Here is a 13,707-nt window from a genome sequence, read left to right as displayed (position 1 = left end):
CACCCTTATTTTTGAATCACCAACAGTCACAGTCCGCTCAATAGCGGTGTCAGAGATGAGCAATAATGTCTACCTGCTCACCAACCGGGCAACCGGGGATCAGGTTCTGATTGACGCAGCTGATGACTTTGAGGCAATCAAGGCCTTCGCCGCCGAGGCCCACCAGGTAGATAAGTTCGTGGACGAAAGCCCGGCTGCCGAGCCTGCCGACGAGGGTGCCGCCGTCCGCGCCATCATTACCACCCATTCCCACTGGGACCATATCAGGGCCCTTCCAGCTGCCGTTGCAGCGTGGGCTCCAACAACCTACTGCGGGGCTCCAGACGCTGATTCCATATCAGAGCAAGAAGGAGTAGACATTGAGCACCGACTGGTCGGCGGCGAGCACCTCACCCTTGCAGGAATCGACCTTGAGGTGATCTCCCTGCGCGGTCACACCCCAGGTTCTATTACCCTGGTGCTGCGGTTACCTGCAGGTTCTGGGGCGGACACCGGTGAGAAGGTCCTGCTTTTCACCGGGGATTCGCTCTTCCCGGGCGGGGTAGGAAAAACCTGGTCACCTGAAGATTTCAAACAGCTCTTTGCTGATGTTTCAGAGCGAATTTTTGACCGTTTTAGTGACGACACCTTGGTACTGCCGGGCCACGGTGCATCCACAACTTTGGGCAAGGAACGTCCCCATCTGCCTGAGTGGGAGGCCCGGGGCTGGTAATGGTTTACACCAGAAAGTACGGAGGCCTCAGGACTGAACAGTGAATTCAGCCTGGTCAGGCTTGATCCCTAACTGCAGATTTTCAACGGATACAAAAGAGCTGAGCCTACCTAACAGTACAACCGGTTACTGGTAGACAGGCTCAGCTTTTTGTTTTATCGACAGAAGGTGGGTGCTTTTATGCCTTGGTGCGGCGGGCAATTAGGGCAGCACCTGCCGCTAGGGTGACCAGGCCAGTAGCGACGACCAGCGCAATTGAATCTGCGCCAGTACGGGCCAGCTCAGCCCTCTGGGGCTTCGGCTGGGCGACGGGAGCAGGTGCCGCTGCCTTTGTGGAACCGGCAGTAGTTGCACCCTGCACACTACCCTGGGCTACCTGGCTCTCAGGCGCTACAGAGGGAAGTGCAGCCGGGTCGGTGGTGGCTACCGGAGCAGGTGATTCAACAGGAGCTGGAGTTTGAATGGGTTCAGGCTTTGCGGTAGTTGGGCCCTGGCCGGTGTAGACGATAACGATAGACGCGGTTTCACTTGTACCGTCTGAATAGTTAATCTTCAGGTCAAAGGGGTACCGGTTCTCACCAGCTACAGCAGTCTTGGTATCGATGGCGTAGGTGATGTCACCTTCATTATTGACCGTCAGGGTTATACCAGCAGGAGCGTTGAGCACTTCAAAGGTGGTGCCGCTGGGCTGGACTACCTCGGTGGCGTCCACGGTATCAAGGAAGAAGGCTTTAAGGACGCCAGTAGCTTCAGAACCAACTATGGAGTCGCCTGACAAGAGGTATTGGTAGCGTTCATTGTAAGGAGTGGTTTGGAACCTATCTTCTTTAGGGTCATAGACAACTACACCCTCGATATCCTTGCTTGAACCGTCTGAGAAGGTGACCCGAACGGTGAAGGGATACTCGGAGTACCCGGTGGGCAGCTCGTTAAAGAGGAAGGCGATGAATCCATTCTCTGGATTGATAACCATGCCGGGCTCAGTGGGGGACTCGATGAGCTGGGCCCTTGCACCTGCGGGTAGGCCTTCAGTTTCTACTTTAGGGTCTTTCAGGTTGGTGTAGGTGGGTGAAAGACCGAAGTCGCGACCTGTTTCAAGGGTTGTAAAGATGTTGTCGCCAAAGTAGCTAATGTCGTAGGCGCTGGCCTCGGTGGGGAATTCAGCTTGCCCCAGGGTTAGGTTGACTGTGGTGGGGATAGTTGCCCCGCCGGGGAGGGTAACAGTCACCTCAAATTCCCCGTTAGCCCCTTGGGTAGCGCCCTGGGCCCATTCAGCGGTGACGATGCCGGTTGCCGGGTCAATGGTTGCTGAGAAGTTTTCCCCAGTGACCCCGGTCAGAGCAAAAACCGTTCCCTCACCGAATTCGATTTTCTCGCCGGTTATGCCGAAGGTCCACAGCTCAGGGGTGTACTGGTACTTTTTGCCAGCTTCCAGGTTGTACCGCTGGCCGATGAAGATGAAATCAACGCCTTCCACAGCTACCACTGTGGAGGGCTCACCAGTCGGGGTGGGGGTGGCAAGGACGGTCGGGCTGGAGGCTGGGGTTGAGCTGGCTACTGGCGCTGAATCTTGCGCAATAGCGGGAACCAGGGCCCCGCCAGCTAGGAGCAGGGTGGCGCTGAGTCCAAGAGCTTGTGTGGTGGTCGTAGCTTTCATGGCTTTTTCCTTGGTGTGAGTGCAATGGGGGTAAGAACCATGTTAGTGCCCTAGGCCTTGAGTGGACGTTCACTGGGAATTGTTACGCTGGGGAAGGTGGAATGGCGAAGAACTCCCCCAGTAAATACAAGTTTTTATTTAATTTTTTTCTTGCTTCCCTTCAATTAACTTGTTAGTGTAAATCCAACAACTGGTTTGGGGTGCTCCCGGCTAGCCCTTCTCCAAGGGTCAGGTCAGGGGCTGAGATTATACCCACTGAACCTGCTCTAGTTAGAACTAGCGAAGGGAAACCCATGCACGGGCATGACTCTACTTCCGCGCACCCATCTGTGCCTTCACCGTCCTTAACTACCGACGTCCTTGAGGCAATCAAAGCCATGCGGAAAGCTGCGCCGCTGGTGCAGTGCCTGACCAATGCCGTCGTCAGTAACATCACCGCCAATGCCTTACTCGCGGCAGGGGCTGCCCCGGCCATGTGCGATACCCCGGATGAATCCTTTGACTTTGCCCAGCTGGCCTCTGGGGTACTCATCAACGGTGGAACCCCTAACCCCGAACAGTACGAGGGCATGCGGCAGGCAATTGCCGGAGCCCGGCAGGCTGGCACCCCCTGGGTCCTTGACCCGGTAGCTGCCGGGGCCCTGACCACCCGAACCAACTTCTACCGCGAGGTTCTCCCCCTTTCCCCCGCCGTGATTCGCGGAAATGCCTCAGAAATTGGGGTCTTAGGAGGTGCCAGCGCTGGTGGACGCGGGGTGGATGCCACCGACCGGCCCGAGGACGTGCTCGCCCCGGCCCGGCACCTCAGTAGCAGCACCGGGGCCACGGTGGCCATTAGTGGGGCCACCGACTACGTCGTTACCGGTGAGCGAATCACGGCTGTCAAAGGCGGGCACCCGACAATGGCCCAGGTGATTGGTACCGGTTGCTTCCTCGGAGCCCTAGTGGCCGCCTACGCCGGGGCAGCTAAGGCCCAGGGGCTCGATCTGCACGCTGCCGTCGTCGCCGCCCACGCCCATACCAAGGCCGCCGGGGTAGTTGCCGGCCAACTCCACCCCACCCGGCCCGGTTCTTTTGCGGTGGCTTGGCTAGACGCCCTGGCTGAACTGACCCCCGAGCAGATTCTAGAGCTGGTCACCCTGCACCCAGCTGGCAAGGACGGCCAGGCATGAAGCTTCCCTGCCCACACCCGGTTGATTGGTCCCTCTACCTGGTCACAGACCCGGGATTTTTGCCCGCGGAAGACGTAGTGGGACACGTCCTGAAAGCTGTTGAGGGTGGGGTGAGCGTCGTTCAGTTACGAGATAAACAAGCCAGTGATCGGGAACTAGAACCGCAGGCCCTAGCCCTCCAACAAGCCCTACCTGAGCAGGTACCCCTCTTCATCAACGACCGGGTAGACCTGGCTCTCAGACTGGGTCTGCACCTTCACATCGGGCAGGACGATATGCCCTACATTCAGGCCCGCCAGCTCCTTCCCGATGAACAGATGATTGGCCTCTCCATTAACCACCGAAGCCATCTCGACTCCTGCCTAGTGACCTGCCGTCAGGCTGGGGTCCGTCCCCCGGACGTCCTCGGGCTAGGCCCTTTGGCAGCTACCCCCACCAAGCCGGACGCCGCCCCGGCCCTGGGGCTAGAAGGAATCACCGAACTTGCCAACCTAGCCTCAGCAGCCGGTATCGCCAGTGTTGCCATCGGAGGTATCCAGGCCAGCAATGCAGCCCACCTAGCATCTACCGGGGTGGACGGAATCTGCGTCGTCTCAGCCCTCATGGGCTCCCCCACCCCAGCCCAGGCCGCCCGGCAGCTACGAAACCTCTTTGAAGGAAAAAGTACATGACTACCTACCCAGTTCCCAGAATTCTCTCCATTGCCGGCACTGACCCCAGCGGCGGGGCAGGAGCCGCAGCTGATCTCAAGTCCATAGCAGCAGCTGGCGGGTACGGCATGAACGTCGTCACCGCCCTAACCGCCCAGAACACTCGGGGAGTACGGTCCATCGAGGCGCCGACCCCCGCTTTTTTGCTGGCCCAGCTTGAAGCTGTCAGCGACGATGTGCAGATTGACGCTATCAAAATTGGCATGGTGGGTTCTCGGCCGAATATTGACGCCGTCTCCTCCTGGCTGGATGCCCACCCCCACCGGGTGCTCGTCCTTGACCCGGTAATGGTTGCCACCAGCGGTGATTGCCTGCTTGAAGCTGACGCTGAAGAGGCCCTGCGTACCCTTGCCCACCGAGCCACCGTCCTCACCCCAAACACCCCTGAACTAGCAATTTTGGCCCAGGAAGCAGAGCCAACCTGCTGGGAGGAAGCCTGCACGTTAGCACAGAAAGTCGCCCAAACTTATGACGCTGCAGTGATTGTCAAAAGTGGCCACCTGGCTGATCAGGAAGCGGGCAACGCCCTCGTTACTGCTGCTGGGGTTCAGGCTGTTATCAGGAAGCCCCGACTTGCCACCACCGCTACGCACGGGACGGGCTGTTCCCTCTCCGCGGCGCTCGCAACCCGGCTGGGGGCAGGCGACAGCCTGCCTGATGCCCTGACTTGGGTGACCAACTGGCTCCACGGGGCTATTGCCACCGGCCACCTACTTGAGGTCGGTTCCGGTCACGGGCCAATCAATCACTTCTGGCGCTTGTGGAAGCAGGCTGAGGCGGCTGAGGCCGCCCCCGTCCGTCTCGGAGATTTTCAGGACGACGCCGCCCCAGCTCCCCGGATACCGGCCGCCGGGCCGCACACGGCAGCCCTCTGGTCGCTGACCGGTGGGCTTTGGAAGCAGATCCTGGACCTGCCCTTCATCCGCCAGTTAGCCGACGGTAGCCTCCCGGCTGAGGATTTCACCTTCTACCAGGACCAGGATGCCCTCTACCTGCGAGAGTACTCACGGGCCCTGGCTCTTCTCAGCTCTAAGGCTCCTACCTCTGACCAGCAAGTCTTCTGGGCCCGAGGGGCAACAGAATGTATCACAGTAGAGTCCCTCCTGCACGGGGAATGGCTGGGCGCCGACTACCTTTCTGCCGGCCTGTCCCCTGTCACCCGGGCCTACACGGACTTTCTCACTGCCGCCGCCGGGACCCAGGACTACCCCGTGGCGGCCGCAGCCGTCCTACCCTGCTACTGGCTCTATGCAGAGGTAGGGGAAGTGCTGGCAGAAGCTAATGCTCCCAATCACCCCTACACTGCCTGGCTGAGTATGTACGGGTCAGAAGAGTTCAAGGACTCTGTGGGCAAGGCTATCGCCTACGTTGAGGAGGCCCTAGCTGGTGCCAGCCCCCGGCTACGGTCCCTGGCAGCAGAAGCCTACCAACAGGCTGCCCACCACGAGCTTAACTTTTTCGACCAAAGCCACCGCCGCCCCTGACCTGCTTGACAGTGCCCTAGCCACCGCCGGAAGATAAAAGTGACCCTACCGAGACCTTCGGCACCCTCTCCCGGCGGTCGGCACCACTGCCGCTGACCGGGACAACAAGCAATAGAAAGACATGAGATGACTTCCTCTCAAGCGGCATCAGGCTCCCAGCAGCAGGCCCTCGACGCCCTCACAGCAATTTTGGGCAATGACAACGTCCTCACCGCCGAGAACGCTACTATGCCCTATAGCAAGGGCTACCGGTTCGGTGGCGGCCCCCTGTTTGCGGTGCTGAAGCCTACCACCCTCGTCCAGATGTGGAAGGCCCTGCAGGTCTGCGTTGACCACAACCTTATGGTCATTCCCCAGGCCTCCAACACCGGTCTGACCGGCGGCTCCGGCCCCGGCTTCCAGGATTACGATCGCCCCATCGTCCTGATGTCCACCCACCTCATCAACCAGGTCCACCTGATTAACGACGCCCATGAGGCAATTTCCCTGGCAGGCACCACCCTGATTCAGCTCACGGACGCCCTAACCCCGCGCGGCCGGGAGCCCCACTCCGTGATTGGTTCGACCTCTATCGGCGCATCGGTCATCGGCGGTATCGCCAACAACTCCGGTGGCAGCCAGATCCGTAAGGGCCCGGCCTTTACCCGCGAAGCTATCTTTGCCCGGGTCACCGACGAAGGAAAGGTTGAGCTGGTCAACCATCTGGGCATTTCCCTGGGCGATGACCCGGAGGTAGCCCTGGATAAGCTGCAGCGCGGTGACTGGTCCCCGGCGGACGTTACCCCCGCCCCCGAAGATACCAGCGAAACCGAATACGCTGAGCACCTGCGCAAGATTGAGCCAACCCCGGCCCGGTACAACTCAAACCCCAAATACCTTTTCGAAGCCTCCGGCTCAGCGGGCAAGATCCTCATTTTTGCGGTCCGAACCCGCACCTACCCGCTGGAGAAGAACCCCACCACCTTCTACATCGGCACCCATACCCCGCAGGAACTTGAAGGAATCCGCCGCCTCTTCCTGAGCGCTGACATGCCCCTGCCGATCGCCGCCGAATACATGGGCCGCACCGCCTTTGACCTGGCGGAAAAGTACGGCAAGGACACCTACGTCTTCCTCAAGCACCTGAGCCCCGCCGTCCAGACCAAGCTCTTTGCTTTCAAGTCCTGGGCTAACAATCTCTTCAGCAAGGTTCCCGGCATTGGCCCGACCTTTGCCGATACTGTCTCCCAGAAGGCCTTCGACCTAATCCCCAGCCAGCTCCCCCAGCGTCTGCTTGACTACCGCCAGCGCTTTGAACACCACCTCCAGCTCACCGTCAGTGCGGCCCAGGCTGCAGAAAGCGAAGCTATGCTCAAGGCCTTCTTTGCTGAAGAAGGCAATAGCGGCGATTTCTTTATCTGCACCGCGGACGAGGCCAAGAGCGCTACCCTCAACCGTTTCGGGGCAGCAAGCGCAGCTAACCGCTATGCAGCCATGAAGCGTAAGGAACTGGGCGAGCTGATCCCCATTGACGTTGCCCTGCGCCGGGACGACTGGGATTGGCTGGAAGTCCTGCCCCAGCACATCGCTGACCAGCTCGATACGGCAGCCTACTACGGCCATTTCTTCTGCCACGTCATGCACCAGGACTACGTCGCCAAGAAGGGCGTTGACCCCCACAAGCTGCACGACGATATCCAGGAGCTGCTCGAGGCCCGAGGGGCCAAGCTGCCGGCAGAACACAACTACGGCCGTCTCTACCACATGCCTGAGGAAATGGTCGCCCACTTCAAGGAAATGGATCCTACCAACACCTTCAACGCGGGAATTGGCGGGACCTCCCCCAAGAAGAATTGGGCCTAGCAGGCTGATTCCGCCTAGAGGCGGGGGTAGGTTCACCCTGACGGCTGATTACAAGAAGCAGTCAGGAGCATAGAGTGGGTGGTATCAAGTGATACCACCCATTCCCATATCCAGCTGGCTCTGGGCATACCCCTTGGCGAGGTGCTTGGGGCCAGCTATGAAAGAAGTGACCGTGTTCCTGTTCCGTCCACAACCCGCCCACCGCCGCGCCACCTTGTTGACCACCGCCGTCCTGAGTGCCAGCGCCCTGGCGCTAGCAGGCTGCAGCCTCAGTATCCCCTCAAACCAGCAGCCCTCAGATCAGGCGCTTGCTCCTGCCGCTGACCGGGCGAACGGGGCCAGCTGGCAGCGGGAGAACTTTGAGAACTTCTACGACCAGACCATCAGCTGGGGTGAATGCACAGCCGAGCACAGCGGCTTCTCACCCGAGAACGAAGAAATCTTGAAGGAAACCGGCTTTGACTATGCAAACTACGAGTGCGGAACCGTCACCGCTCCGCTGAACTGGGGCGACCCGGAGGACAACCGCACCGTCGAGCTGGCCGTCAGTCGTACTGTATCGACCGGGGGTAAGGAGCAGGTGCCCCTCTTTACCAACCCCGGTGGGCCCGGTATCGGCGGAATTCAGCACGCCATGTCGCTGGCCAGCGACCCCTCCTTTGCCCCCGTGCTGGAAAGTCACCAGCTCTGGGGTTTTGACCCGCGCGGAATCGGAGCCTCGTCCCCCGTTACCTGCGAGTCTGATTCTGAGGTGGCTGCTGTGCAGCTAGCCGAGTGCGCTGCCAGCTCAGAGGTTGCCAACTACATGGGCACCTCTCAGGTAGCCCGTGACATGGAACTTCTGCGTTCCTTGGCCGGCGGCGAGCGCCTGGATTACCTGGGCTATTCATACGGCACCATGTTGGGGGCAACCTACGCCACCCTCTTCCCTGAGAAGGCAGGACGTATGGTGCTCGACTCGGCTGAAAACGCCCAGTGGGGAGCTCTCACCCATAACTTCGATCAAATGGTGGCCGTATCTAAAGCAGTTGGGGCCCTGGCAGACCGCTGCTCTGAACTCACCACCTCGGAAGGCGGTGCGGTGACCTGCCCCTTCACCAGCGAGCGCCAGATGCTGGACTATCAAAAGTCCCTGGCTGATAAGCCCCTGGTGGCCAGTGACGGCACCGAGATTACCGGTTCTGAGCTGCGGGACTACCTGACCAGCCAGCTCTACGGGCCGGACGCAATGCAGGGGGACGGCCTGGACCTGCTGGGGAAGGCTAAGGCTGGGGATCAGGGCGCTGTGGACGAGCTAGCCCAGGCTATTGCGAGCAACAGCGCTGAGATTGATACAGCGGGTCAGCTGGTGGTCTGCCCTTCTAAGCCAAAGACCCCCGATGTGGAGGCCCTGCTCGCCCACATGAAGGAGGTGGGTGTACCCGAGTTCATCGGTGGCCCTGAGATTACCGATGAGGTTCTGGCTGAGTTTACCGAGTTTGACTGCCCGGTTTTGCCCGCAACCGGCACTGATATCACGACCTCTTTTGATGCGTCCAAGGTGTCAACCGACCTTCTGGTCATTGGTATTACCGGGGACCATGCCACTCCCTACCAGCACGGCCAGGAGCTGGCCCGTCAGCTGGGTAAGGCTTCCTTTGTAACGCTTGAGGGAGCTGGGCACGGGGCGTCCTTCTCGGGCCGCTCTACCTGCGTCGATGAGCTGGCAGCCGCCTACCTGGTGGAGGGAACCGTGCCCAAGGACGGGACAGTGTGCCAGCCCGATGAGTTGGGGGCTGAAGGTTCTGACCAAGAGTAAATAGAGCCCTCTTACAGGAAAGGTACCATCTAAATCGGTTATACCCACGAACTAGGTGGGTATAACCGATTTAGATGGTACCTACCTCTTTAAGGCCGATTTAGAAGAGGCCGACCATGGTGCCGTTCTCGTCAAAACCGATCCGCTCGGCAGCCGGGGACTTAGCCAGGCCCGGCATGGTACGCATGGTGCCGCAAATCGCGTAGACGTAGCCAGCACCAGCTGCCAGGCGTACCTCGCGCACGGGCAGGGTCCAGCCGGTCGGAGCTCCCTTGAGCGACGCGTCAGCCGAAATCGACAGGTGGGTCTTGGCAATGACGACCGGCAGATTACCGTAGCCCAGCTCCTCGTAGCGGGCCAGCTGCTTGGCAGCTGCCGGAGCGACCTCGATGCCGTCGGCCCCGTAGACCTTAGTTGCGACCTTCTCGATCTTGGTGGTCAGGCTATCCTCGTCCTCGTAGGTGTAGGTCAGCTCGCTGACGTCATCGCAGGCCGCGGCGACGGCGTCCGCCAGCTCGGTCACGCCCTTGCCGCCCTCGGCAACGCCACGGTGAATAGCAACTCGGGCGCCTGCCTCCTCGGCGATACGACGGATTGTCTCGTGCTCTGACTCGAAATCAGTCGGGAAGGCGTTGATAGCAACAACGGGCTGCACGCCGAAGGAGCGCACAATCTCAATGTGCTTGAGCAGGTTGGCAGCGCCTGCCTCCACGTCCTCGGTGTTCTCGGCCAGCAGGCCCTCGGGCAGGGGCTTGCCGGGCACGATCTTGTAGCGGCCCGAGTGGGACTTGAGGGAGCGGACGGTGACCACCAGGACGGCGGCGTCCGGCTTCAGACCGGAGACGCGGCACTTAACGTTGAAGAAGCGCTCCGCACCCATATCAGCACCGAAGCCGGCCTCGGTGATGACGTAGTCAGCGTGCTCCAAGCCTACATAGTCAGCCACAACCGAGGAGTTGCCGGTGGCGATATTGCCGAAGGGGCCAGCATGAATCAGGGCGGGGGTCTTTTCCAGGGTCTGCAGGAGGTTGGGGTTGATGGCGTCCGCCAGAATGACGGCCATGGCCCCGTCCGCCTTGAGGTCAGCAGCGGTGACGGGGTCGCCATCAACGTTGAGGCCAATCACGATTTTAGCCAGGCGCTCCTGCAGGTCGGCGAAGCTGGTGGAAAGGGAGAGGATCACCATGATTTCACTGGCTGAGGTGATGTCGAAGCCGGTTTCACGGGGGACGCCGTCCATGCGCTCGCCCAGGCCAACCACGATGTTGCGCAGGGCGCGGTCGTTCATGTCGATGACGCGGCGCCAGGTGATGGCGCGGGTGTCGATACGCAGTTCGTTGCCGTGGTGCAGGTGGTTGTCGATCATGGCCGCAAGCAGGTTGTGGGCTGCCGTAACGGCGTGGAAGTCGCCGGTCAGATGCAGGTTGAGCTTCTCCATGGGGACGATCTGGGAGTAGCCGCCGCCCGCAGCGCCGCCCTTGATACCGAAGGTGGGGCCCATGGAGGGCTGACGCAGGGTCAGCATGGCCTTGCGGCCGGTGGCAGCCATGCCCTGGGCCAGGGAAACGGAGGTTGCGGTCTTACCTTCACCGAGCGGGGTGGGGGTAACAGCTGTTACCACGATGTATTTTGAGCCGCGGGCCAGGGCCTTTTCGGCGGTGGTGTCATCGGTTAACTGCACCTTGGCAACGTACTTGCCGTAGGGTTCCAGGCGGTCTCCATTGATGCCTGACGCTGCGGCGATCTCGGTAATCGGTTGCAGGGTTGCTGCCTGGGCGATTTCAAGATCGGAGGGGAAGGGCTTGCTCATAGGGTGAACTTCCTTGGTTGTTAGCGGGTACTGCTGATTCATAGTTTAGTGCTCTAGGCCATACTATGTGGTGCAGGGAACGCCGTGGGAGCGAGGGAATATTTCAGTTTTTGAAGGATAAGTCAGGACGTCCGCCGCCAGCTTGAGGGGTTTGAGGCCGGGGCAGCCCAGAGGGGGCCTGAGCTTCACAATCAGTTTTACCATATGACAGGAAGCACATTCTGTGGGGTGATGTGGGACAATGTGGTTTAAAAGCTCATCAGTACATTTGCCTACACAACGCACAGGGGAATACTTCATGTCAGTTCTTGATAGGTCGGCCATCATAGCCCCCATCACTTTTAACCGCTGGTTTATGGCACCGGCCGCCCTTGCAATCCACCTTTGTATCGGCCAGGTCTATGCCTGGTCAGTATTTAAAACCCAGCTGGTCACCCATTTCGGTTCAACCGAGACCGCAGTGGGCTGGGTTTTCTCCCTCGCTATCGCCATGTTGGGTATTTCAGCAGCCGTGGGTGGCACCTGGGTTGAACGGGTTGGCCCCCGAAAGTCCATGCTGACCGCGGGAACCTGCTGGGTCCTTGGGTTTCTGATTGCCTCTATCGGGGTCACCACAAATCAGCTGTGGCTCGTCTTCCTGGGCTACGGTGCCCTCGGTGGTATTGGGCTGGGTCTGGGCTATATTTCACCGGTATCAACCCTTATGAAGTGGTTCCCTGACCGGCCGGGAATGGCAACAGGCCTGGCCATTATGGGCTTTGGTGGCGGTGCGCTGATTGCCTCCCCCGTATCAGCCCAGCTCATGGAACTCTTTTCAGGCTCTGCTGAAAAGACCGAACAGACTTCAGCCCTCGTCCCCTCCTTCCTGGTCTTGGCTGCCTCCTACACCTTGATTATTCTGTTAGGCGCCTTCGTCATCAGGGTCCCCCACCCCGACTGGAAGCCCAGCGGCTTTGACCCGACCCAGCAGAAGCCCAACACCATGCGCACCAACCAGAACGTTACTGCCGCCCAGGCTATCCGCACTCCCCAGTTCTGGCTCCTATGGACGGTGCTCTTCACCAACGTCACCGCCGGTATTGGCCTGCTGGAATCAGCTTCACCCATGATTCAGTCCTACTTCCCCATCTCCGCAGCAGCGGCAGCCGGCTTCGTCGGCCTGCTCTCCCTGGCCAACATGGGTGGCCGCTTCGTCTGGTCATCGACCTCAGATATTATCGGCCGCAAGAACATCTACGTCATGTACCTGGGGCTAGGCCTTGCCCTCTACATCATCTGGGCCCTCTTTGGTAACGTCAGCCTGGTTCTCTTTATCGCTACCGCCTTCATAATCATCTCCTTCTATGGGGGCGGCTTCGCCACTATCCCGGCCTACCTTCGCGATATGTTTGGAACCCTACAGGTCGGGGCTATTCACGGCCGTCTACTCACGGCCTGGTCAGCTGCCGGTATTGCTGGCCCTCTGATCGTCAACCTGGTTCAGGACACCGTACGGTCAGGCAACCCCGATGCCGCTGGCGCTGAGCTCTACCAGCCCTCCCTCTTCATCATGGTGGGTGTTCTTACTGTCGGTTTCATCGCTAATCTTCTCGTCAAGCCGGTAGCTGCAAAGCACCATGCTTCAGAGGAAGATATGGCCATGCTAGCGGGGCACGGCAAGACTGGAACCGATAACCAAACCATTAAGGTTAATGCCGGCGGCCCTCTCCACACTGCGGCAGCCTGGGTGCTGACTATCCTGGTCACAGGAGGCCTGTTCTACGGTCTAGCTCAGACAGTCGTTCGCTCCCTGGCGCTCTTTAGTTAGAGACAAACCCCTGCCCTGGTAGCTTCCTGCGCATCTCGTCGCAGAGCTTTAGTCGTCGTCAAAATCCCCGGCTAATGCCTTAGCTGCCAGGGCTTCTTCGTGGGCAGTTTCCCAGACCTCTTTGGCAGCGCCCAGATTGAGTACGAGAATCAGGGCACCGAGCACCAGATCGGGCCAGCCGGTGCCAACAAGGGCAGTTACCCCAGCCATGAGAATAATGGCTAGGTTAATGGCAACGTCGTTGCGGGCGGCAAGAAAGGCAGCCTGAGTGAGCGACCCCGCACCGGTGCGGAATCGAGCCAGAATTAGAGTGCAGATCAGGTTAACCACCACAGCGCCGCCTGCGGTAACGAACAGGGTGAACGCATCGGGGGCGTCCGGATCCGGGAATTTCGTTGCGATTTGCCAAACAGCAGCTACAGCGGGCAGAAGAATAATCACAGCGGACGCCTTGCCCGCCCGCGCCTGCCAGGTCAGCGACCAGCCCAGAGCGATAGCAATGAGGGAATTGACGGCGAAGTCTTCAAAAAAATCCACGCTGTCTGCCAGGAGGCTCACTGAGCCGATTGCCAGAGCGATGGCCCCTTCAACGAAGAAATAGGCCAGGTTGAGACCGGCAACGACGAGGACTGCTCGGCGTAACTGGTCGGAATCTGCTGGGGTCTTAGTTGAACTCACGAGTCTAGACTAGCAACGAGCACCCCACCCAGTCTAT

The 13,707-nt window shown here is 59.8% G+C and carries 10 protein-coding genes and 1 riboswitch; of the genes, 7 read left to right on the top strand and 3 right to left on the bottom strand.

What is annotated here, in order from left to right:
- The first annotated feature begins 55 nt into the window (after positions 1 to 55).
- Positions 56 to 712 carry an MBL fold metallo-hydrolase gene (locus ACMXX3_RS07005; protein WP_421084018.1) on the top strand — a complete coding sequence of 219 codons (657 nt, stop codon included), beginning with the start codon at positions 56 to 58 and terminating at the stop codon, positions 710 to 712.
- A 178-nt stretch (positions 713 to 890) separates the two neighbouring features.
- On the opposite strand, the gene ACMXX3_RS07000 is transcribed toward ACMXX3_RS07005, so the two are convergent.
- On the bottom strand, positions 891 to 2,369 hold the full coding sequence (locus ACMXX3_RS07000) for a hypothetical protein (RefSeq protein ID WP_421084017.1): 1,479 nt from the start codon (positions 2,367 to 2,369) through the stop codon (positions 891 to 893).
- Between the two features lie 186 nt (positions 2,370 to 2,555).
- A riboswitch (TPP riboswitch) is annotated at positions 2,556 to 2,674 on the top strand.
- Between ACMXX3_RS07000 and thiM the strand changes: the two genes are divergently transcribed.
- The 5 genes from thiM to ACMXX3_RS06975 all read left to right on the top strand — a co-directional run bounded on the left by thiM (position 2,663) and on the right by ACMXX3_RS06975 (position 9,375).
- Positions 2,663 to 3,541: a hydroxyethylthiazole kinase gene (thiM, locus tag ACMXX3_RS06995; RefSeq protein ID WP_421084016.1), complete on the top strand. Its 879-nt coding sequence runs from the start codon at positions 2,663 to 2,665 to the stop codon at positions 3,539 to 3,541. It overlaps the preceding riboswitch by 12 nt.
- Entirely contained in the window at positions 3,538 to 4,212 is a 675-nt protein-coding gene (thiE, locus tag ACMXX3_RS06990; RefSeq protein ID WP_421084015.1) for a thiamine phosphate synthase, read from the top strand. Before thiM ends, thiE begins: the two co-directional genes overlap by 4 nt.
- On the top strand, positions 4,209 to 5,735 hold the full coding sequence (locus ACMXX3_RS06985; protein ID WP_421084014.1) for a bifunctional hydroxymethylpyrimidine kinase/phosphomethylpyrimidine kinase: 1,527 nt from the start codon (positions 4,209 to 4,211) through the stop codon (positions 5,733 to 5,735). Before thiE ends, ACMXX3_RS06985 begins: the two co-directional genes overlap by 4 nt.
- A gap of 126 nt (positions 5,736 to 5,861) precedes the next feature.
- Complete coding sequence (gene dld, locus ACMXX3_RS06980; protein ID WP_421084013.1) at positions 5,862 to 7,577, top strand: D-lactate dehydrogenase; 1,716 nt, start codon at positions 5,862 to 5,864, stop codon at positions 7,575 to 7,577.
- 172 nt (positions 7,578 to 7,749) lie between these two features.
- Positions 7,750 to 9,375, top strand: coding sequence for an alpha/beta hydrolase (locus ACMXX3_RS06975; protein WP_421084012.1), 1,626 nt, complete (start codon positions 7,750 to 7,752; stop codon positions 9,373 to 9,375).
- 100 nt (positions 9,376 to 9,475) lie between these two features.
- Here ACMXX3_RS06975 and ACMXX3_RS06970 read toward each other — a convergent pair whose 3' ends face one another.
- Entirely contained in the window at positions 9,476 to 11,185 is a 1,710-nt protein-coding gene (locus tag ACMXX3_RS06970) for a formate--tetrahydrofolate ligase (protein ID WP_421084011.1), read from the bottom strand.
- 298 nt (positions 11,186 to 11,483) lie between these two features.
- Here ACMXX3_RS06970 and ACMXX3_RS06965 point away from each other — a divergent pair, with 298 nt between their 5' ends.
- Complete coding sequence (locus ACMXX3_RS06965; protein ID WP_421084010.1) at positions 11,484 to 12,992, top strand: OFA family MFS transporter; 1,509 nt, start codon at positions 11,484 to 11,486, stop codon at positions 12,990 to 12,992.
- Positions 12,993 to 13,040: 48 nt separating this feature from the next.
- On the opposite strand, the gene ACMXX3_RS06960 is transcribed toward ACMXX3_RS06965, so the two are convergent.
- Complete coding sequence (locus ACMXX3_RS06960) at positions 13,041 to 13,670, bottom strand: cation transporter (RefSeq protein WP_421084009.1); 630 nt, start codon at positions 13,668 to 13,670, stop codon at positions 13,041 to 13,043.
- Positions 13,671 to 13,707: the final 37 nt, after the last annotated feature.

The sequence above is a fragment of the Rothia nasimurium genome (genome assembly GCF_049068285.1).
Taxonomy (GTDB): Bacteria; Actinomycetota; Actinomycetes; order Actinomycetales; family Micrococcaceae; genus Rothia; species Rothia nasimurium_I.
The sequence above is the reverse complement of the archived record's forward strand: the minus strand, read 5'-3'. Positions and strand labels throughout refer to the sequence as shown.

Excerpts from the sequence above, each read along its gene's own strand:
- ACMXX3_RS06965 (WP_421084010.1), top strand. The coding sequence starts at position 11,484 with ATGTCAGTTCTTGATAGGTCGGCCATCATAGCCCCCATCACTTTTAAC.
- ACMXX3_RS07000 (WP_421084017.1), bottom strand. The coding sequence starts at position 2,369 with ATGAAAGCTACGACCACCACACAAGCTCTTGGACTCAGCGCCACCCTG.
- ACMXX3_RS07005 (WP_421084018.1), top strand. The coding sequence starts at position 56 with ATGAGCAATAATGTCTACCTGCTCACCAACCGGGCAACCGGGGATCAG.
- thiE (WP_421084015.1), top strand. The coding sequence starts at position 3,538 with ATGAAGCTTCCCTGCCCACACCCGGTTGATTGGTCCCTCTACCTGGTC.
- thiM (WP_421084016.1), top strand. The coding sequence starts at position 2,663 with ATGCACGGGCATGACTCTACTTCCGCGCACCCATCTGTGCCTTCACCG.
- dld (WP_421084013.1), top strand. The coding sequence starts at position 5,862 with ATGACTTCCTCTCAAGCGGCATCAGGCTCCCAGCAGCAGGCCCTCGAC.
- ACMXX3_RS06985 (WP_421084014.1), top strand. The coding sequence starts at position 4,209 with ATGACTACCTACCCAGTTCCCAGAATTCTCTCCATTGCCGGCACTGAC.
- ACMXX3_RS06970 (WP_421084011.1), bottom strand. The coding sequence starts at position 11,185 with ATGAGCAAGCCCTTCCCCTCCGATCTTGAAATCGCCCAGGCAGCAACC.